At 53.4% G+C, this 22,112-nt stretch carries 10 protein-coding genes; 7 read left to right on the forward strand and 3 right to left on the reverse strand.

All coding sequences use genetic code 11. The features are described from left to right. Positions 1-131 precede the first annotated feature (131 nt). The 5 genes from OZX64_RS00335 (at position 132) to OZX64_RS00355 (ending at position 8,284) form a co-directional block, all read left to right on the forward strand. Positions 132-308 carry a hypothetical protein gene (locus OZX64_RS00335; protein WP_277172962.1) on the forward strand — a complete coding sequence of 59 codons (177 nt, stop codon included), beginning with the start codon at positions 132-134 and terminating at the stop codon, positions 306-308. A 60-nt stretch (positions 309-368) separates the two neighbouring features. Continuing rightward, entirely contained in the window at positions 369-2,972 is a 2,604-nt protein-coding gene (locus tag OZX64_RS00340; protein WP_277172964.1) for a glycoside hydrolase family 3 C-terminal domain-containing protein, read from the forward strand. 286 nt (positions 2,973-3,258) lie between these two features. After that, on the forward strand, positions 3,259-3,786 hold the full coding sequence (locus OZX64_RS00345) for a hypothetical protein (RefSeq protein WP_277172965.1): 528 nt from the start codon (positions 3,259-3,261) through the stop codon (positions 3,784-3,786). 371 nt (positions 3,787-4,157) lie between these two features. Continuing rightward, positions 4,158-5,627: a hypothetical protein gene (locus tag OZX64_RS00350; RefSeq protein WP_277172968.1), complete on the forward strand. Its 1,470-nt coding sequence runs from the start codon at positions 4,158-4,160 to the stop codon at positions 5,625-5,627. A 1,208-nt stretch (positions 5,628-6,835) separates the two neighbouring features. Continuing rightward, positions 6,836-8,284 carry an amidohydrolase gene (locus OZX64_RS00355; protein WP_277172970.1) on the forward strand — a complete coding sequence of 483 codons (1,449 nt, stop codon included), beginning with the start codon at positions 6,836-6,838 and terminating at the stop codon, positions 8,282-8,284. A gap of 195 nt (positions 8,285-8,479) precedes the next feature. Here OZX64_RS00355 and OZX64_RS00360 read toward each other — a convergent pair whose 3' ends face one another. From OZX64_RS00360 to OZX64_RS00370, 3 genes are all read right to left on the reverse strand, one after another. Continuing rightward, positions 8,480-10,192: a dicarboxylate/amino acid:cation symporter gene (locus OZX64_RS00360; RefSeq protein ID WP_277172971.1), complete on the reverse strand. Its 1,713-nt coding sequence runs from the start codon at positions 10,190-10,192 to the stop codon at positions 8,480-8,482. 799 nt (positions 10,193-10,991) lie between these two features. Next, positions 10,992-11,372, reverse strand: coding sequence for a hypothetical protein (locus OZX64_RS00365; RefSeq protein WP_277172973.1), 381 nt, complete (start codon positions 11,370-11,372; stop codon positions 10,992-10,994). Between the two features lie 1,148 nt (positions 11,373-12,520). Beyond that, on the reverse strand, positions 12,521-12,889 hold the full coding sequence (locus OZX64_RS00370; RefSeq protein WP_277172975.1) for a hypothetical protein: 369 nt from the start codon (positions 12,887-12,889) through the stop codon (positions 12,521-12,523). Positions 12,890-13,507: 618 nt separating this feature from the next. On the opposite strand from OZX64_RS00370, the gene OZX64_RS00375 reads away from it, so the two are divergent. Together OZX64_RS00375 and OZX64_RS00380 are read left to right on the forward strand one after the other, a co-directional pair. Further along, the gene (locus OZX64_RS00375) at positions 13,508-16,237 is read left to right on the forward strand and encodes a YfhO family protein (RefSeq protein ID WP_277172977.1); all 2,730 of its coding nucleotides are present in this window, start codon (positions 13,508-13,510) and stop codon (positions 16,235-16,237) included. A gap of 69 nt (positions 16,238-16,306) precedes the next feature. Beyond that, positions 16,307-22,087, forward strand: coding sequence for a hypothetical protein (locus OZX64_RS00380; RefSeq protein ID WP_277172979.1), 5,781 nt, complete (start codon positions 16,307-16,309; stop codon positions 22,085-22,087). Positions 22,088-22,112: the final 25 nt, after the last annotated feature.

Genomic DNA, 22,112 nt, shown 5'->3' on the forward strand with positions numbered 1-22,112 from the left:
AACGCAGGTTCTCGTCCTGGCAAGAACGCCGTCGAAGTCCATTGTAACCCGTTCAATGTTGGCATGGGAAGATTTCCGCCGCCTTCGCTTGCGCTTCACGCAACATCAAGATTTCGTTCAAGGGCAGCGATATGGATAACCTTATCCTGAATGGCGGCTACGGTACGCAGGCAACTTCGTCCATCGGAAAGGGCCGGGCGCTCGATATGGATGGGTCGCCCGATACGGGTGGGTCGTGCGCTCGATGGGCCGGCCCCGACGCGAACCGTGTGGCGTGGCATAGGCATGCGACTGATCGCACCGCGTGAGGCCTTGCCTCGTCGGGGATGCTGAGACGGCAACATTGGTATTTGGCATAAGGAGCGATCGTGAAATTCGAAGAGTTTTCGGTTACCGAGAAGGCGGCATTGCTTTCCGGCGCGTCGGAGTGGACTTCGCGCGGCAATGAGCGGGCCGGAATTCCGAGCTTTGCGATGAGCGACGGCCCCAACGGGGTGCGCTGCCAACTTGGCGTGGGCGACCACTTGGGCATCGGTGTGTCCAAGCCCGCCACCTGTTTCCCGACAGCCGGCACGGTGGCCAATTCCTGGGATCCCGCGCTCGCGGAAGTTCTGGGTAAGGCTCTGGGGCGCGAGGCTCACGACCTCGGTGTCAACGTGCTGCTTGGTCCTGGTCTGAATATCAAACGCAACCCGCTTTGCGGCCGCAATTTCGAGTACTATTCCGAGGACCCTCAGGTCGCCGGGCGCATGGCGGCGGGCCTGGTCAAAGGTATTCAGAGCAATGGCGTGGCCGCGTGCCCGAAACATTTCGCGGTTAACAGCCAGGAGTTGCGGCGTCAGGCTTCCAATTCCGTGGTCGACGAACGGACGTTGCGCGAGCTGTACCTGACCGGTTTCGAGATTATGGTCCGTCAGGCGCATCCCTGGGCCATCATGACGTCGTACAATCAGGTCAACGGCACGTATTCTCACGAAAACAAGCATCTGCTCACCGAAATCCTGCGTCAGGAGTGGGGTTTCGATGGCGCGGTCATCTCGGATTGGGGCGGTTCCAATTCCGCTCTCGCCGCGGTGAAGGCCGGCGGAACGCTCGAGATGCCTTCTCCCGGTTACACTTCCGTGCGTGAGCTGGTTGCCGCGGTGAAGGCCGGAACGCTTTCCGAGGCGGATATCGACGCTCGTGCCGGTGAGGTCGCCAAACTTGCCAAACGGACGCATTTCGCAGGAGTCGGCCGTGGTGATTTGCTCGACGACACGGTTGCCCGGCAGCACCATAAGGTCGCCCGTTATGTGGCTGAGAATACGGCCGTACTGCTGAAAAACGATGTCGTATCGAGGGCGCGAAGCAGCGATGGCGACGTTGCGTGCTCGGTACTTGATTTCGGCGGTCAGGTTCATGCGACTTCACCCGGCAACACTGCGGCCGTACGATCGGAGTCTGTAAACAAGCTCTGCCATATAGCCGAGACGGACTCTCAGCCGTCCGCCTCACGTGTGCTGCCTCTGAAACCCGGCACTCGTGTCGCAGTCATCGGTGACATGGCGAAAACCGCACGATATCAAGGTTCCGGTTCCGCCAAAGTCAATGCAACGCAGGAAGAAAACCTGCTTGACGAGCTCAAGAAGATCGACGGTGTGGAAGTTGCGGGCTATCGGCAGGGCTATGAGCGTCACGGCGGCAAGAACGGCGTGCTGATTGATGGTGCCATAACGTTGGCCGCAGCCGATGACACCGACGTGGTGCTTGCCGTCATCGGTATTGACGAGCGCAGCGAATCCGAAGGTCTCGACCGCTCCACTATGGCCCTCCCCGAGTGCCAGAACGAACTGGTGGAGGCGTTGGCGTCCACCGGCAAGCCCGTGGTCATCGTGCTCGTTGCCGGTTCCCCCGTTGAGCTGCCGTGGCTCGACAGCGTTGCCGCACTCCTTTATATAGGGCTTTGTGGCCAGGCTGGTGCTTCCGCTGCCGCCCGTGTGCTTACCGGCAGGGTCAATCCTTCCGGTCACCTTGCTGAAACCTGGCCGCTCAAATACGAAGACGTCCCCAGTTGCGGCTGGTACCCGTCCCCCGGCCGCGATTCGATCTATCGCGAAGGTCCGTTCGTCGGTTACCGTTACTACGAAACGGCCGGGGTGCCGGTGCGCTTCCCGTTCGGTTACGGTCTGAGTTACAGCTCGTTCACTTATTCCGGTCTGGCCGGCGACGAGAACGGCATCGCGTTCACCGTAACCAACGATTCGGATGTCGCCGGTGCCACCGTCGCCCAGATGTATGTCCGCGGGCCTCGTGGTGGCGCGATGCGTCCCGACCGTGAGCTCAAGGGCTTCAAGAAGGTCTTCCTCGGCGCGCACGAGACCAAGACGGTCACGATTCCCTTCGATCGCTATACATTCCGCCATTACGATGTCGTTACCGGACAATGGAAAACCGAGACCGGCATGCGTGAGATTCTGGTTGGCGACAGCGTGGAGCATTTGCCGCTTTCTGTCACCCAGATGGTTCAGGGTGATAGCGATTTGTGCCCGCCGAACCCGGCTCTTGGCCACTATCTCAAAGGGCAGATCAAGGAAGTCTCCGACAGCGAGATGACGGCTCTCTTCGGTCACAGCGTTGCCGCGTCCGGCGAACCAACCGTTTTCGGCGAGAACGACCCGATTTCCTCGTGGGCGGATTCGCGCGGCTTTGTGGCTCGAACCATCGCCAAGACGCTTGCAAAGCGTGAGGTCAAAATTCGCCAGAAGACTGGCCAACCCGACCTCAGCATCCTCTTCGTGCTGAATATGCCGCCGCGTGCGATATGCAAAATGGCGCGGGGTTTGGTTGATTCGGCGATGGTCGGGGCCGTCGTCGAGATAGCGAACGGCCGTACTTTCCGTGGTTTGGGTTCGTTTATCGCGGGTTATTTCCGCAATGCCTCGGCCAACAGGCGCGTGGCGAAGGCGCTTGGCAAGCGGGGTGGCCAGGGATGAGGTGAGCGAGACCATGTACGCGACTGCAGAAGAGGGCGAGGATACATGGCGAGAAGGCGCGAGTTCGATCCGATTCGACTGAGGTGGCAGATGCCGTATCCATGCCGAAACGCGGTGAGGAAGGCAAGAGCGTTGTTGCCGCTTGCAAGTGCTTTGCTGCCAAATACCTGAATCTGCAGGAGTTCATCGGATTCAAGATGCTTTCCGGTATTTTGGCCATCGCACGCTTTGCCGTCAAATACTCGAGCCTTCGGGGATTATCGGGTTTAAGGTGTTTTCTGGTATTTTGGCTATCGCGCGCTTTGTTGCCGTGTGGCTTCTGGCGGCACTGTTCGTGCATGGCGTGAACCTTGCCCGGCCGTTCGGCGACTATTGCAAGTCCAGTGCCAACGGTCTCGGCGGTTCCCCCGCCTTCCCGTCGCGGAAATCTGCGCACGGCCGTCGGCGTAGTGTGCGTGTGGGCTTTTGGGTTCCCGGTATTTCGGCCATTATGCGCTTTGTCATCGTATGGCTTCTGCCGGCGCTGTTTGTGTATGCCATGAACCTTGCCCGGCTGTTCGGCGACTATTGCAAGTCCGGTGCCAACGGTTTCGGCGGCTCCACGTTTTCCCGTCGTGGGGATCTGCGCACGAGCCGTCGGTGCGATGCGGTGTGCGTGGGTTTCCAAGTTGGACGCGAGCTTCGGGTCGGTCGTGTGGAAATGCGCGATTTCGGTTGTCTTTATCGCAGTCGTCGGCTTGTTGCTATTCGGCTGTGCTGCTTTGTTGCTGCCCGGCTATATCACCTCGTTTTGCAAGCGTTTTGGTTGCAATGACGCCATTTCCTCGACATTCGTCTCGGTGGACAATACGATTTTGGCGTCATCGTCGGCTGCTTGTTTTTGAAGTGGCGGATTGCCGCGGTACGGAAGTGACGCAACCGCGGTTTACGCATCCGATTGCTTGATACGAGCTTGGTCGCGATGGATTGAATACAGTCCAGCATTGTGATACAATGTATAACATATCGATGGCTTTTGGGTAAACGATTGTTGTTTTCCAGAATATACAAAAGTTGTTCGATATGAGATTTATACCAACGATATTGTTGGCGTTGTGCATTGCAGTAGACGAAATATATATAAATTTGTTGGGTAAAGTTCCAAGGAACTTCAACTCAACAGGCGGAAACGGGAAGAAGGATGAAATGGCTTATTCGCAATTACTCAAAGGTGGAGTGGCGCTTACGGCCACCGTATGTATGCTGTTCTCCGGAGCAAGTGTGGGCAATGCCGCTGAAACGTCCACGGAAAATCAGCCCGTGACAGCTGTTGCCGTTGCTGCCTCTGCGGATCAGGCTAAGAAGGGCGTCGCGGTCACCGTAAAGGAGCCGGAAGCGGCCGCTGCTTCTGTTGCCAAGGCCGATTTGCGGACCGCCCAGGTGAAGGTCGATGCGACAGCCGCTCAGACCAAGAAGGCTGCGGAACCTCAGAAGGCGCCGGTTCAGGCCCAAACTCCTGTCCGGCCTGAGGCCCAGGTCCCGCAGTCGGCCAAATCTGCACCGCAGGCAGCCAAGTCATCAGTGCAAAATGCGGTTGATACCTCCGCTTTGAAGGCCGCGTTGGATGCTTTCCGTGCGGCAGGTTTGGATACCAACCCCGAGACCGCTGATTTCTATAATGAAGCGCTCGATTTGTTTAATAATCCGACTTCTCAGGATGAGGTGGATGCTGAAACCGGCATGCTCAATAGCATTCGGTCTGATTATGAGGAAGCTGGAGATACCAGTGATACCACGATTCATGAGACCGTCGACAGTTTGAAGGCAGAGCTGCAACTTGTTATCAACAGCACGCTGGAAGCTCAGAAGAACAAGACTCAGTATCCGAATTGGGATGCCTCTGGCGTGGAGGGTAAGTTGGCCGCTGCCCAGAGTGTTTACAACGATGAGAATGCGACATCCGATAGCGTCACCAACGCCATGACCGAGCTTTCCGACGCCTATAACGCTGCGGTGAAGATGGAGACCCCGATTCATCAGGATCCGGTTAATCCCAATCCCGTTAAGCTTGATACCTACGCTCTTGAAATGTGGATCAACAACGCGCCGTATCTCCTGCGGGACCGCTATACCGCAGAGAGCTTGGCCGCTTATGATAAGGCCATCGCTCAAGGCCGCGCCGATCTTGCCGAGGCGGCAGGCACTTCGAACTTCCTCGATCAGGATGCCATTGATGCGGACGTGAAGGCAATCGAGACCGCATTCGATCAGTTGGAGATCAGCACTGCCGGCTGGAGGAGCATTCTGCAGGAAGATGTGAACTATGCTTACAGCAACTTCAAGCAAGCTGATTACACCGCTGAATCTTGGAAGCCGTTCGATGCGGCTCGCTCCGCCGGTAAGGCTGCTCTCGAGTCGGTCACCCGTGCTGAGCCTGACTACCGGACTCTTGACGCCAATCTGAAGACCGCCGAGCAAGGCCTGAAGAAGATTGGCAAGCAGGCTGATTTCATCAAGACCAATAACGCCAAGAATGATCCTGCTAAAAAGACTGACGGAAACAATACCGGCAAGAAGCTCGCGAATACCGGTTCCAATGTCGCAGCTGTCTCGCTTGTGGCTTTCATGGCTTTTGCTGCTGCTGCTGCTCTCACCGCGTTGCGCAGGCGCGACTGAGCTGAAGTTGCTGGTTCATGCTCATACGGGCTGATTCGCAGTGATGTAGAGCCCAGTTGAATGATGAGACCGCCCCGGGAAACGATTCCTCCCGGGGCGGTCTCTTGCATAGGTAATGACAACAGCCGCACATGCTTGGTTCGGCTTAGACCCATCGATGTGCGCTTGCCGTGGTTGCGTCTGAAAAGTGCACTTTGGGTGCGTTAAGTTGCATGTTTGTGGCGGTGGCGTCTGAAAGGTGCATGCTGGGATGGCTGGGGTGCATGTTTGTGACGGCGGCGTCGGAAACGTGCACTTTGGGTGCGTTAAGTTGCATGTTTGTGACGGTGGTGTTTGGAAAGTGCATGCTGGGAGCCGGGTGCGCACGTTTGTGACGGCGGTGTTGGAAACGTGCACTTTGGGTGCGTTAAGTTGCATGTTTGTGACGGTGGCGTCTGGAATGTGCGTGTTGGTGGGTGTGGGGTGCATGTTTGTGACGGTGGTGTTTGGAAAGTGCATGCTGGGAGGGCTGGGGTGCGCTTTTGTGACAGTGGCGCCGGGAAAGTGCATGTTAGAGGGCGCAGGGTGCATGTTTGTGACGGTGGTGTTTGGAAAGTGCATGTTGGAAGGGTTAAGTTGCACTTTTGTGACGGGAGCGCCGGGAAAGTGCATGTTGGAGGGCGCAGGGTGCATGTTTGTGACGGCGGTGTTTGAAAAGTGCATGTTGGGAGAGCTAGGGTGCGCTTTTGTGACAGTGGCGCCGGGAAAGTGCGACTTCGGGCGGACACTCTGGCATGCGGTGGATCCATCTTCCGCTACTCCGATTCGCATGTGGCGCAGCGTTTGGGCTCTCCCCCGCAATTATCCCCGCTTGGCATAGCTTTGCGGCATCGGCGGTCAAGCTTTGCGGAAGCTGCTCGGCATTTCGGCGAGCAGATGCGCTTGGACCTTGATGATTCCATGGTGATCGTATTGGTTATTCCCATTTGTTGCGCGGATGCCGTTGAATCGCTGTGTGTGGAATCCGATCCGGTCTTGTTGGCTGCAAATCGAGCATCCTCCCATTCCTTCATATGGTCGCGCTCCTTGGACAAACGCGCTATGGTGCAAGAATAGATCGTGAGGGATAATCGATGATGGCGACGCCAGGGAGGCTCGGTTCGTACTCGCGGATGCGGCGCAATGCCATCTCATAGAGATATACCAAGGTCCCGAAAGGAAGCGTTTCTATGGCAATTGATAGCAACAAGCAGCGAATCATGGACATCGTCGACGCGAAGAAAGACGAGTTCATCGAGGCGTCGGACCGCATCTGGGAGACACCCGAAACGCGTTTCACCGTGCCGAAGTCCGTCGAACAGCATTATAAAGTGCTTGAAAAGGAAGGCTTTGACATCCAAAAGGGCGTGGCCGGTATGGATTATGCCTACATTGCCACGTACGGATCGGGCAAGCCGGTCATCGGCATCACCGCCGAATACGACGCGCTTGACAACCTGAGTCAAGAGGCCGGCAACCCCGAGCGCAAGCCACTCGTCCCGGGTGCTCCCGGCCAGGGGTGCGGCCACAACGTGCTCGGTACGGGTGCGCTGGGTGCCGCCGTCGCGCTGAAGACGCTGATGGAAGAAAAGCATCTTAAGGGAACGCTCAAGCTTTTCGGCTGCCCTGCCGAGGAGAGCGGTTATGGCAAGGCGTTCATGGCTCGTGCGGGCGTCTTCGATGGCGTGGATGCGGCCTTTACCTGGCATCCCGCCAGCACCACTGCCGTCGCCGGTGGTTCAGGGCTTGCCGTAATGCAGGCCAATTTCAGCTTCAAGGGTGTCGCCGCCCATGCCGCCGCTGCTCCTGAACGGGGGCGCGATGCGCTCGATGCTGCCACGCTGATGACGGTGGGTGTGCAGTTCCTGCGCGAGCACATCATCGACGCCGCGCGCATCCACTACGCCTATCTTGATGCGGGCGGCGAGTCCGCGAACGTCGTGCATCCCACGGCGACGCTCTACTTCTTCGTGCGCGCCCCGTTCCTGGATCAGGCCAAGGAGATCTACGACCGCGTGGTCAAGATTGCCAAAGGCGCCGCGATGATGACGGATACCGATCTGTCGATCGACTTCGATTCTGCCTGCGCCAACTATGTGCCGAACCACCCGCTGAGCGAGGATATGGATCGTAATCTCGACTTGGTCGGCCCGTTGCAGCTCACTGACGAAGAGCTCGAGTTCGAGGGCAGGATTCAGGCCAACAATCCTAAGGGCTTCGAGGGTCCGCTTGCCGAGCAGTTGAAAGCCGCAAATCCGGAGCTGAGCGATGAGGAAGCAAGCAAGATGGCCCATTCCAGCATGGCCCTGCCGAAGTTCCCGCTGATCTACACCACCGATACAAAGGGCCAGGCATCCACCGACGTTGGCGACGTAAGCTGGTGCACCCCGACCGCGCAGTATTACGGTGGTTTCGAGCCGCTTGGCACTCCGGCGCATTCCTGGCAGTGGGTGGCTAATGGCCAGTCCAGTGTGGCGCATAAGGGACTCGTGCAGGCCGCCAAGACGATTGCGTTGACCGCCTATGATGCCCTGACCGACCCCGAGCTTCTGCAGGCCGCGAAGGACGCCTATGCCAAGGAGTTCAAGGGCAAGCCTTACAAGTCGGTGATTCCTCCCGAAACCCAACCTCATGGCTGAGTAACGTTTGTCTCGCTGTCGATTGTTTGAATTGGCAAGATTCATTGAAAATGGCGAGTATAAAAGCCGTATCGATGGCGCTGAAATATGCGTCTCGATACGGCTTTTACCGTTGAGAGGAGCTGGCTCGTGGAGCTGGCTTGCGGAGCCGGTCTATGGAACGAGCTTGCGGAATGACCTGTAGATTATTCTGGATTATTCGGTTTTGCCGTTGCTTTGATTCCCGGAGGGTCGCAGGCCGCACATGTCGTCGCCTTGGCCGTCCAGGGCGGCGGACGGGGAGAAGCTCAGCAGGTTGCTGGCAGAGGAGAGATGCAATGGACTAGCCGTTGCAGCTGAGGTTCGAGCGGCACTTGCAGCATCTGTTGTTGAGTTGGCGTTGGAATCTGCCCGCGTATTGGAGCCTGCCTGTGTGTTGGAGCCGTTCTGGGATGCGTTGAGTTGTATGGAAGCGTTTGCGCCCGCAGTTGCTTTGGCGCTCGCTACAGCCGTATCACTTGCTGCAAGCGGCTTGGCGGTGGCGGAATCCTGATTGGTGGCGGAATCCTGTTCGGCGTCCGTATCCAAACCATCCGTATCCAGATCCGAGTCGGTAAACTCCTTGCGGCCGTCGTAGAGGTCACGGTCGAGCTGATGTTCGGTTGCGGCGACGACGAAGGCGGTGTTGGAGGCTCCGGCCACGTTGAGGGCGGTGCGTCCCATGTCCACGATCTGCGAAATCGGCTGGGAGATGGCGATGAAGGCGATCGGCAGGCCGGTGGCCGCGAACAGCGATGTGGCGGTGATGGTGGCGGTGCCGGGCACGCCGACGGTGCCGATCGAAACCAGCAGGGTCAGGGCGACGAGCATCAGATACTGCAATGGAGTGTAATGCATGTTGAGCGAGTTAACGGCGAATACCGCGAGCAGCGTAGGCCACACACCAGCGCATCCCGGCATACCCAGATTCGCACCCAGCGAGGCGACGAACGAGGCGATGTCATCGGGCACGCCGCCCTTGCGTAGCTGGCGCACAGTCACCGGAATGGTGCCGATGCTGGACTCGGAAGTAAACGCGACGACGCCGGCGGGCCAGAAGAACTTGAAGAAGCGCAGCGGGTTGGTGCGAGTCGTAACGCCAAGAATGGCAGGTTGCACCACGAACATCTGCAGCGCGATGGCGATGTAGGCCACGACCAGCACGAGCAGCAGCGGCAGCAGCGCGACGAGATTGCTCTTCGAGATAGCGGCGGCGATCAGCGCGAGAACCGCGTAAGGCGTGAAACCGACGACGATCTGCGTGGCTTTGGAGAGCACGACGTTGCCGGCGTCCACGAAGATTTTGAATGGCTTCACAGCGGCCTCGCCTTTAGGCGTCGATGCGGCGGCGTTGTATGCTAGGCCGACGAGGATGGCGAAGATGACGACTGGCACGACCTGGTTGGCGGCCCAGTTGGCGACGAGATTCGAGGGGAAGAGCCCGACGATGGTATCGAGCACCTGCGGCACGTGTTTGGCTTGGTAGTGCTGAGGCATCGCGGCGTTGAAGCCCTTGCCGACGCCGAACGCCAGCGCGAGTCCGAGCGTGACGAGCGAGGCGGTCAGTGTGTTCAGCAGCAGGAATACCACGGTTTTCACGCCGATGTTCTTCAGCCGCAGCGATGAGCCGAGGTTGGTGATGCTGGCGATGACGCTGAAGAGCAGCAAAGGCACGACGATGGCTCCGATGGCGTTCGACCAGACAGTGCCGAACGCGGCGACGTAGTCGGTGTGGCCCTTGAAAATCAGCCCCATCACGATGCCGAGCACGGTGGCGATGATGACGCGTGCGCTGAACCCGGCCTTTTTCGTGCGGCTCAGCACGGCGAGGCCGGCGAACAGCAGAACGGTGACGCCGAGCGCCAGCCAGTTCCATGTGATTTCGTTCATGACGTTCCTCTCAATTACTTTGTATAAAATAATTACTTTGTATAAAATAATTACTTTGTATAAAATAATTACTTTGTATAAAAATATGTATATATGTATGGAATGAATATGGACTTGGCAATCTTAAACGGTATTTTCGTTGGGCTCAAGAAATTCTGAACACGGATATTCCGTATAATATCGCCAGTTTTAGGGGGGGTGTGGAAGAAGTCTGCTGATTTCGCCATGAAACCGTTACCGTTGAGGCATATACGCAATTTTGCAAAATCGGTATAAATTATTCAAAATAAATTATTCAAATAATTGAATATCGAATACCTATCGAACGCCCATCGGTGAATAAATCTTTAAAAACGAAAATAGCGGCGAAATTATCGAACGATTCAGCGGCAACAAGACATCGTCATACAAGACATCATCGTGTGCAGACGAGAGTTACAGTCGGCGGCTGAACGATAGAGCCCGGAGCCGTTGCTGCTGTCCGCAGAAGAAATTTGTGATGTCATGAATGCAACGATAACGGATGGAGACGATAAACGCAATATCGAGTCTCGCGCAATGAACGTTTGGTGCGTAAAGAGAAATCTGGGTGACCCCGCTGTTGGATTACGAGGCTTGTGCGTCGGTATACGAAAGCGGGTTGGCGACCAATTGCCGTCAACCCGCGATGATTGATGTTGCGCTTCTATGTCATAGCCAACCCGTCAATGGCAGCAAGCGCGCTAACGCAATGTGCTGGTGCGCTTGAGGCGCAGGGTTGGGGAATGCGAGCTTTCGTGTTGTAGCCCGTGCGCTGATTTCAGGCTGCCTTTGTTGTCGCGGTCTGGATCTCGATGTTGCTCCTGTGCCTGTCGTCGTTCTTCAGATGACTTTTCTCGGCGTCGCGGCGAATGATCTCCTCCGCGATGGAGCTGATGTTGCACAAGCGCAGCGCGTTGTTTCCACGCACGCCAGAAGCTTCTTCATTGCTGACAATGCCGGTTTTCACCAACGCGTCAACGGGGTTGATGCCATAGCTGCGGGCGATGTCGATGATTTCACCGGTCGCCAGTTTTCCTAACTTGATGCGCTTGTACAAAGTGGCATAGGGGATGCCAGCCTGTTGCGCGATCCTGTTGATGGAATCGTCGTGGGTAACTTCTCGTAGCCATTCAATATGATTATGCCGAATTTCTTCCATGCTTTTATTTTCCGATAATTCAGGTGAAAATGGAAGAGAAAAAAATGCATGAAACGTTTGATTATTTTTCGGTTAATATTTATTTTTTATAGTAAACACGTTTTTTAGTCAGAAATTAGCGTTGTATGATAGGCCGAAAACCGTTGGAAAACTTAGGAAACTTCAATTTTGCGTAAAGGCGAGTAAAATTTCTTAAGTAATGCAATGAGGCAAGGTAATGTTTATACGCTTTTTTGATAAACGCAAACGGATCGAAAAAAATATTTTAAAAAATTTATATAAAACGTTTAGAATTGTATAATTCAGTTGTCAGCATAATTTAACTTGGGAACTGAAGGTGCGAAAGGCCAGGTGACGTTGTCAGCCCTAGCGGCATCCCCGCTTGAAGGCCACCTACGGATATAAGAGGTAAGAGACAGGTATAAAAGGGTACGGGGCCGATGGAATTCGAACCGGCGGCGAACCGGCGGTGAGATGGTGACGCCGGTTCGCCCATTGGCCGCTTGGCTCTGGATTGGCCGTGCCTCCGTGTTGCCGTGGTTGCTTATTCACCTTATGCCGGTTTCCGGAGGCCGTTCGGACTTATTCACCGTATGCTCAAGTCACGGAAGGTACACGGATTCCGGAGGGCTCCCGGTTTCTGGAAACCGCCTGAGTTCTGGAAACCGCCTGAGTTCTGGGAACCGCCTGAGTTCTGGAAACCGCCTGAGTTTCGGAGGCTATTCAGTTTTCGGAGATTTGTCCGGTGTCCCGTGATTGCCTGAGTTCCGGATATTGCGCGATTTCCGTCGGTATGTCCGATTTCCGTCGGTATGTCTGATTCCCGTCGGTATGCCCGGTTCCCGGAGACTGCCCGATTCCCCGTCGGTATGTCCGATTCCCGCCGGTATGCCTGATTGTTGTCGGCATGTTCAGTTTCCGGAGGCTACCCGCTTGCCGGGCGGTATTCAGATTCCGATCGGTCCCCCAATCGCCTTGTTGCGGCCGAATGCTGCACGATTCCCCAATTTTGCGCAGTGGATGATGGTTGCTGCCTGTCGCTTCGTTTCCGGATCCGTTTGCTTGCCGGCGATCGGGTTTGGGCGCGATCCCCAATATCAAGAGGTGCCAATATTAAGAGGTACTAATATTAAGAGATGTGTCCGGTCCTAGTCCTCGTCGGAGTTTTCTTGCGTTGACGGGTTGCCGTTGCCTGCCGAGCCTCTTGTGGGGGTGCTGCGCCGGACTATCTCAGCGGCGATGTCTTTGATGCTGCTGAGTCGCAGGGCGTTGTCTCCGCGAACGTCGCTCGCTTCTTCCTTGCCGATGACGTTGGTCTGGACCAACGCTTCCACTGGGTTCATGCCGTAACCGCGGGCGATCGCGATAATCTCGTCTGTAGTCAACGTGTCCAATTTGAAACGCTTATACAAAGTCGTATACGGAATCCTGCTCAATCGTGAAATCTTATTGATGGAGTCGTCGTGCGTGAGGCGTCTAAGCCATTCGATTGGGTTATTATTCGTATTTTTGGTCATTCACTTATTATGCGATGACTTACCTGAAAAAATAATTACAAAAGAATGAACTTTTTTATATAAGAGAGAGACACGCCATAAATTGACCTTATAACGCGTTAAGAATACTTATAAAATAGTTACGGTACAAAACGCGCATTACGGCTTTCTCTCGAAGTGCTCTGTTCAATATCGTCGGAATTGTGCGCCTTCCTTTGTATCGCAGACGCGCCGTCGGCGGTTTTTCGTTCTTGGCGCCGCAGCGGATGAGGGCGATAAAAATGTGAAGCTTGGAAAAATGTGAGATTCACCAAATTTCGGCAATAGCAGAAATTCTTGATTCTCGTCAATGGGCGACGTCGATAGGGGCTCATTGTCACTGGTTGCAGTTCTCAAACGGCTGCCGGGAGGCGGGGCTGGCAGGTGTTCTTGGGTTGTTTTGTGTGTGAGGAGATTTCGCGAGTCCGCTTCGCCATGCAATATTTTCGATTATTTATTTTTAACAACTTGCAATAGATTTGACAGAAACTATGCACTAGGTATTAAATTATAACGGTAATTGTTGAATTTGGTTATTGTGATCAGTGACAAATAATAGGACGTTAACGGCCGCTTTTTATCCGGGCGGAAGGAGAAGAATTGAGCAATTCAAAGCCTTCTGCCCGGCATCCCGAAACTTATTCCAAGCGTCCGGCTTCCCCTTTTGGACGAATCGTCTATAAGGCTGCCCACAGTGCTGCCATAGTCTATCCCGCAACTGTCATGCTGGTCGCGGCGATATTGGTTGTCGTCTTTTCGATCCTTTCGGTGGCTCCTTTCGGGGGCGGGCAGAAGACGCTGGCTGTCAACGATGCGAATATGCAGTATCTCAGCTTCTTCGCCTATCTGAAGGATGTCCTTTCGGGGAACAACAGCATCGGCTACACCTTTTCCAAAGGCCTCGGCGGCAATAACGTCGCCGTTTTCTCCTATTACCTTATGTCGCCTTTCAATCTGCTCGTCGTTTTCTTCTCGAAAGTCCATCTGAACGACTTCTACGACATCTTGGTGCTGCTGAAGCTCTGCACCGCCGGTCTGACGATGTCGGTGTATCTGACGCATCGTTTAGGGCCTCGTCTCAACCGTCTGTACACCGTTCTTCTTTCTGTCAGCTATGCTTTGATGCAATATAATCTTGAGCAAAGCCGCAATGTCATGTGGCTTGATGGCGTCTACATGCTGCCGTTGATGGCACTCGGTGTCTATTATTGCATTCATCGTCATCGTTCACTGCTGCTGATCCTGTCTACCGCGTTCGCCGTTGTGTTCAATTGGTACACGGCGGTCCTCGACGGCTTGTTTATCGTCATGTGGTATGTGGTCGAATCCGTGGCGCTCTCCGACGAGCGGCATGCCAAGGTGCTCCCTGTTATCTGGCACAATCTTGGTCGCTTTGTGCTTTCTGGCGTTGCGGGACTCGGTTTGAGCGCGTTTGTGCTGTTGCCTACCGCGTTGCAGCTGGGTCGAGGCAGAGGCCGGATCAATCTCGGTGATCGTCAGTGGCCTTTCTTGGGTGCCGGGACATTCGAGTTGCAAGGTTTCGTGCACGGCTCGCATTCGGTTTCAGGTGCGGCCTCCCTGTTTATCGGTGCGCTCGCGTTATTCGGATTTATCGGTTTCCTGTTTACCGACCAGATTAACAGGCGCACCAAAATTGCTGTGGCAGGGGTGCTGTTCATCATCATTTTGGCCTTCCATGAAGGTTCGTTGTTTTACGTTTTCTCCCTCTTGAAACAGGTGGTCAGCTACCTGTACCGCTTCGCCTATCTTGCGATGTTCGTGATGATTGCCGCCGCAGGTGCGTTCTATGGTTCTTGGCGTGACGTGCGTTCGCGTCGTAGTGTCTACACCTACGTCGCATTTGCCGTTTTCCTGGTGCTGCTGGTGCTTTTGGAAGTGGTCAATCCTGTCCGTGGCGTTCTTATGGCGCTGTTGACCGTATCTGCGGGTGTGGTGGTCGTTTTCCTTGTGGTGGAAAGTCGGAAAATCCCGGCGGGGTCCGTGCGCGCAGGCATAAGCGTTGTATTGGTGGCGGCGGTTCTGGCGGATCTTGGATGTGATGTATGCCTGTTTTATCGTTCGTCTTCCGGAACGGGGGACTATACCGCCAACACGTCCCTATACAAAAATTATGCGGCTGAGCAGGTCAACCAGATTAAGGCGGTCACAGATGCTGACCATGGCACGTACCGTATCTCGCAGACTTCCGCCCGCCGCCAGGGGTATATCGACAAACATCTGAACTGGATGTTCGATGAGGGGTTTGCATATGACTACAAGCCGATTGTTGGCTATACTTCCGATCCGAACCCGGATGAGCAAAGGTTGCTCGAGAACCTCGGTTATGCGCAGAACGATATCAATATCAGCGTGGTCGACACTTCGATACTGAGCGCGGACTCATTGCTTGCGTCCAAATACGTATTGTCCCGTTACCCGATCGAGGGGCTTGAAAAGACGAAGCTGCCTGGAGCCAGTGGCAAATCCGTCTACCGCAATCCTTATGCGTTGCCTTTTGCCTTTGTGGCTTCCAAAGATGCTCTGCATGTTTTGCCCAGAGAAAAACCGGACGAGCTTGCGCGTATTGCGCGTATTACTGATGGTTCTTACGTCCTCGACACTAATCCGTTCGTTTATCAGAATCAGCTTTTCAGCCAGCTGACGGGTTCGAAGGTGCGTCTCTTTGAGCCGTTGCCTTTCAAGGCTTCCAGCCACGACGGTTCTACGCAATACCATCTATCCGGAGTCGGCAAAGGTCCCGTTTACGGGGAAATACAGACTTTGGACAGTGGTGCGGTGCTGACATTGAAAGACGCTTGGATTCCTTATGCCAAGTATGGTGCGCCTGGCGTTGTCTATATTCCGCAAAACCACGACGGTAGTGCGGATGTCTCCTATCGCACTAAGCATCCTTCCTCGCCGCGCTCGCTGAACCCGCTGTTTTATCAGTTGAACTTGGACGAGTTGAAACGTTCCACTGACATATTGAAGCGTGACCGTCCTGACATCAGTCATTTTTCAAACGGTGATGTGACGATGAAGGTCGACGCCGAGCATGTGGAACAACTGGTAATTTCCATCATCTCTGATTCTTCATGGCAGGTAAGTGTAGACGGAAAGCCCGCAAAGACCCAGAAGGTGGCGGGGGCGTTGATTAGTCTTCCGCTCAAAGCAGGCAAGCATACCGTTCGCATGCATTACGTCGTGTCAGGTATGAAAATCGGTGTGGCAGTGAGTCTTGTTTCGTTGTTTGCCGTTTTCGGCTATGCCTGTTTGGCTTGTCGCAAGTCCAAGCGAAGCGAAAAACGGGTCTCGGCAATCTCGTTGTAATTCCTTTTTACCAAAAGTTAGCACGATGTGATATTGTTAATAACAATTGTTTAAGAGGAAGTTAGAACTATGTCTCAAAAAGCAGTGCAACATAAAAAACGTTATACGTTGAGCCACTTGGTGAGCATGGCTGCCGTGATTGCAATTTCTCTTTCCGGAGTTCTTATGGTGGGAGGTGCAAGCGCTCAGTCGGTTAGTCAAGAGATGAATGATTCCACAGCGAGTGTGAAAGCTACTGGAGTTGATACTGAGGCGATTCACAAGCCCTCTCTCATTTCTTTGAATGGCTATAATGCTTCATCTGAGTGGACCAAAACCGGCCTGAAGATGAATATGGACGTGAAGGTGGCCAGCGGAGATGTCAAGCCGAATTGCGTAGGCCTTGCAACTGGTGACGACAAGATAGCTGACGGCGAGGGACGCTGCGGGTTGCAGCTGTTCATCGGTAATCGTACCGACGCGAACGGCCAGACGATGATGCGCCGGATTACCTATATCAATACTCTGGGCGGCAAGGACGCCGACCAGTCAGCTTTGAAGGCCGCGAGCGATGCGTGGAGCAAGGCAGCGGGCGATTTCTTTACTATTCAAAAGCTCGATACTCCGAAAGGGCAGACGTACGATAGTCTTTCCATCGCGTTGAAAACCAGTGCGCTTGACCCGGCGGAGGTCAAGGCGTTGCATGTCTATGCGGTCATCAACGATGGCAACTCGCACGAGCCTATCCCGCTTTCCAAGCAGGCCGTCAACGGTGACAACGCTGAAGTCGTGATTCCCAACGAGTTAATGAATTCCGATTATGTCGCTGATTTGATGGCGGCGCAGACGCTCAATCCCGATGGACTTTCGTGGTGTGGCGATGCCTCGTCCATCACCTGTGTGGCCGATGCTAAGGCTAAGGTAGAAACAAAGACTTCTCCCGCTGCACCGCAGGATAGTAGCACTGCTGCTCCCTCAACTAATGTGACTCTCGGTAAAGTTCAGCCCGTGTCTTCGAGGATGCTCAATTACGTCAGTCGTATTGAAGTTCCGGGTGGAGCGTTGCGCATGGACTTTGTTTTGCGGGTGCCTCGCGGTTCGATCGAACTGGCTGCAGATGCTGAAAACCTCGATCTGCATATGAAGTTTTCGCCGACAGGCAAATCCGGTGATGCGGTGAGCAATTTGACTTATGTGCCTCTTACGAAGACTCAGAACAGTAAGAAGGGCACTACGGTCTGGGCGGAGACAACCAATGATCAGAATGTTTACACAATTCATTCGGTCACTCCCGTTCGTACGGATGCCGACGTCATTTCCGATCCCATCTATGATGATGTTTCTATTTCGGTGAAGGCGAAGCTCAACTACAGCGCTCAAGATGTTAATGCGAATGCTGTTGGCGGTACGCAAGAACCGTTGTATGTTTATGCAGTTCAGGGCAATGATCCTGGTCAGCCTAATGTCGAGTCCATGGAAGCGGCGCACGCTTTCAATGTGAGTGCCGGTGATCCTGTGCGTCTTTATAGCTCAGCAGCTTGCGATGATGCTGACCAAGCTTGCAACGGTCCACGTCTTGCTACCGGTACTGATGGATTCGTGAAGCCGTGGTGGGATCCTCTGAACAACAACAAAACCGGTTGGAAAGGCAACAACGGCGAGACTTCGAAGAAGGTAAGGGGACAGTCTGCAAATTGGGGCCTCGATTTGCGCGAAGGATTCTCCGCGGCGGATACTGGCTATGGCGATGACGCAGATGAGGGTTATGCCCCGATGAGTGTGTTCAATATCGGCTGGAAGAACCCGGCATTGCCAAAGGACCATGATCCGAACGGTAATGGTAGTAGCACGAGTCACCCCTGTTCTCAGGTTTCCGGCTATTGGTTCCAGTGGGTCGGTTTGGATAAGAAGGGTAACTGGCAGCCTGTCACGAGCTTGACGCCTCACGCCCAGTATCGTTCTCAGGTCCCTATGGGTAGTCCTACTGATGGCGAGCTAGGTCAGTATTCTGCTTACAACAACAAGCAGATGGGCAGCAAAAAGATCGGTAACAATACTTACTATACCGGTGATTTCCGTGGGGGTACATGGACGGAAGGCCGAACGGACACGAATCGTGAGTCCTCTGCTCAACATGAGTACGGTAAGATTGATTTTGCTGAAGTGCGTCAGAAACAGCCGGATCTTAACGGATATTTCAAGCTGGTCACATGGCCTGTAAGCTCTACGCCGGACAGCACTAAGGATGGTGCCAGCTGCAGTGCCAGTGCCAATACAACGGCCGATCAAGATATCCTTAATCCGTTGGGCTACACGCGAGATACATCCAACAAAACTCTCGGTCTTGTTGAGAACATGAACCAGAAGGATGCTCAGACATTGCTTGATAAGGGTTGGTCTGTGGACTCAGCTTTCTACGGATATGATACCGTCAAGGATGCTCCTACGCTCGACTCTCCGAGCAATGGCACCCAAGTCTACGATACTTATGCACCGAAACTAGAAGGTCATGCGCGTCCAGGTGCTAGCCTCGAAGTCTATCGAATTTCTGGAGAATCTGGAAACTTCAGCGCACCCGGAGATGACGAAAAGAACGGTAACTGGGGCACGAAGATTCAGGACCAGCAGGTGCTCGAGGGTGACAATAAGAATCCCTATACTCAAGGGGTGGATGTTAAAGCCGATGAGCATGGCAATTGGTCAATGACTGATACGAAGCTTCTGGTTGGAACCTACAGTTATCGCGTACGTGAGAGTCTGCCGGGGCACAGGAATAATACGAAGTACACTGATTTCTCGCAGGTTAAGTCTATTAAGGTTGTTCCAGTAGACCATTCTCCGCAGCTGTTCAAGATGCTGAACTACAACTCAAGAATGGATACCCTGCAGGATAAGTTGCGTATGGACTTCATGCTTCGAGTAGGGCATGGTGATGTCGATGTCCTTCAGGACGAAAATGCTAATCGTGACGGTTCAAGTAACACAAATCAGCATCAGAACAATATTTCAGTAATTTATGATTATCGCGGTGACGGCTCTGAGATGCGGATGGCGAAGTACTCGCCAGCTCTTTCTGAAGGGGCTAATCATCGTTGGGCTAATGCTTGGGACAATGACGATCGTTTCGCCATTACTGCGTACAAGACTTCAGGAGCATACGATTATCTGACTGTTTCCATAAAGGCTGATCTTGCGTATAAGGATGATCCTGATGATGGTACTTTGGGTGGAATTCCTTGGACTCAGCATGTCTATGTGACAGTAGATAAGGATCCTTCCAGTATTTCGTCGCTTAGAGGTATGAGTAGTAAGGATAGGCTTACGTATTTGAAGGGTAAAGCAAAGGCATATGGCACCAATACCATTGATATTGCTAATACTCCGGATGCTGACGATTATCTCGCTGCCGGGGAAGGCAATGAGGCAAACGCCGAGAAAGAACATGCGGATGCAAATGTTTATGGCTATGACGCATGTGGGAATACGTCTGGTTGTGCAGGTCCGAGGCTTGCCTACGGTCCTCTGACTCGTGATCCTGTCAAGTCTGGTAACTACCCGCAGACTTGGACCAATGGTTCGTCGAATTGGGGCGTTTCTTTGGATAATGGTTTCAACAGTGCTCCGGAAGGTCAGAAATCTCCTGGAACTGCTCCGGCGAATACTTTCTGGAATATGTGGTATGACCCAGCTTACGATAAGGCGAACGATCCGTATGGTTTTAATTTGTCTGGAGATTGGTATGCCAACAACGGTAAGCTGCAGCATAAGTGTGCACAGGTTTCCGGATATTATTTCCAATGGCTAGGTCTAAATACTGAAAATAAGTGGGTTCCAGTTGCCGATTTGACTCCTACTGCACAGTATCGTTCACAGAATCCTCTGGCGAGCTGGGAAGGTGATCCATGGAAAGAATTTTCATCGGATGTTAACGGTGATAATTCTTATAAGCTCAACAAACACAACCGACAGTTTGAATATGCGGCTCGGAATAGCAACGACAAGAACAATAGTGGCTATGAGAATGAGCATAAAGATGGCGAGATTCGTGATGGAAAGATTGTAGGTGGTTCTATCGCCATAGTCGATGCCAACAACAAACCGATTGGTAAGACCGTGCAGGATTACTTAATGACAAGCGATAAGGGCTTTGTGGTACCTAAGCAATTACGCCAGAATATTATGGCATTGGATACGGATCCGGCTACTGGCGGAATTAAGATTGATTCGACATCAAAGTCAAAGGATTATCCGTTTAAGTATGCTCCGGCACAAAATTCCAATGGTTCGATTAATTTCCTCAAAGCAAAGGAGGACCAAAAGGAACTGACAGGTTACTTCAAGATGGTTAGTTGGCCGGTGACCACTACCAACATTAATGGTGTCACGAGCGAGTGTACGGATAATCCTGATACCTACAATCCTCTCGGGAATCCTGATGATACTAAGTCTGTCAAGGGTGTTACTGAAGGTATGAAGAAGCTTGAGGCGCAAAAGCTGATTGATAAAGGTTGGTCGAATAATTCAGCTTCCTTTAAGTATGACGTTCCTAGGCCTGTTGCTCCGAGCATTCTTGATCCTAAAGATGGAGCTACTGTTAGCCATATCTCTCGTACGATTTCTGGTACTGGTATTCCTGGTGCGACGTTGACGCTCTACTCCATGAAGAGTGGTAGTGACAATGTCGATGACGCTACGGTGATCGGTAAGGTCACGGTAGGGGCTGATAAAAAGTGGTCTCTGACGGATACCAGGTATGTAGACGATTATGACGAAGCACAGCGTACGTTTACGTATCGTGCGACGCAAAGTGATCCGTTCCATTACCACACTGAATCTGATTGGTCTAATTCCGTTACCGTGCATGTCGATCCAGGCAAGCCGAATAAGCCAGATTTCCCAATTGATGCCAATGGTGAGATGACTGGATTAACTGTTCCGCATACAGTTAACGGCAGGTTGCTTAATACAGATGGGACTCACAAGAAAGTCGTTATCACCGGTACGCAAGACGATACAAAGGGTGATGTGACTGTGCATCTTTATGCTCAGCCGTTGAAGGACAATGGCGATCCAGTCAGTGAAATCGGTGCGAACGATGATCCGCATACGGTTTGTGCGACGGATGAAAGCGCCAAGACTGCAGGTGTTGTTTGCGGAAAAGATTCCGTACCAGCGGATGGTAATTGGAAGATTGAGCTTGATGCCACACAGTTCCTTGAACCAGATCGTTCTCCAGAGGCCAGTGGCAAGGAGAAGTTGTCTGAGAAGTATACGAAGTATCGTATTGTGGCCCAGATGGCCAGGTCCGAAAAGGATAAGGATACGGGTAAGTATACGGAAGTTGCACAGTCTGCCGTCACTTCAACCACGAAGGAACATCCGGCCATCATCGATATGCGTGCGCCTGTTGTCACCATTACCTCAGCGAAGTGGAACTCTGTTACAGGCACGGCGCGCCATGCTACTCCGGACGGTGATGAAGCAGTGCCGAACGGTTCAAAAGTGGTAGCTACTTGGTACAAGTACAAGAATGGCACCTCCGGTGAGATGGTAGCCAACGGTTCCTCTCAGGGCACTGTCGAGGATGGTAAATGGACGGTTGGCATGCCTGACGATGTAGAGCCTGGCAAGGTTTCGGTACAGGTAACCGATACTGTCCAACCGGCACCTGGCAATCAATCAAAGGCTGTTGAGAGCAATCTCGATATAGCACATCTTAGTAATCTGCCGATGACTGGTGGATGGAGATGGGTCCTTATCGGTTTGTTGTTTGTGGTTCTGCTTGCCGTGCTTTACAAGTTCACGCATAAAGCCCCTCAACTCAAGCATTCGATGAAATCGATTCGCGGAGAGGAGTACGTGGGAGTGTGATGAAGAAGCTGATAGCAATTGTCTT

This window comes from Bifidobacterium sp. ESL0704 (assembly GCF_029392075.1).
GTDB lineage: Bacteria > Actinomycetota > Actinomycetes > Actinomycetales > Bifidobacteriaceae > Bifidobacterium.

Excerpts from the sequence above, each read along its gene's own strand:
- OZX64_RS00335 (WP_277172962.1), top strand. The coding sequence starts at position 132 with ATGGATAACCTTATCCTGAATGGCGGCTACGGTACGCAGGCAACTTCG.
- OZX64_RS00350 (WP_277172968.1), top strand. The coding sequence starts at position 4,158 with ATGGCTTATTCGCAATTACTCAAAGGTGGAGTGGCGCTTACGGCCACC.
- OZX64_RS00355 (WP_277172970.1), top strand. The coding sequence starts at position 6,836 with ATGGCAATTGATAGCAACAAGCAGCGAATCATGGACATCGTCGACGCG.
- OZX64_RS00360 (WP_277172971.1), bottom strand. The coding sequence starts at position 10,192 with ATGAACGAAATCACATGGAACTGGCTGGCGCTCGGCGTCACCGTTCTG.
- OZX64_RS00365 (WP_277172973.1), bottom strand. The coding sequence starts at position 11,372 with ATGGAAGAAATTCGGCATAATCATATTGAATGGCTACGAGAAGTTACC.
- OZX64_RS00370 (WP_277172975.1), bottom strand. The coding sequence starts at position 12,889 with ATGACCAAAAATACGAATAATAACCCAATCGAATGGCTTAGACGCCTC.
- OZX64_RS00380 (WP_277172979.1), top strand. The coding sequence starts at position 16,307 with ATGTCTCAAAAAGCAGTGCAACATAAAAAACGTTATACGTTGAGCCAC.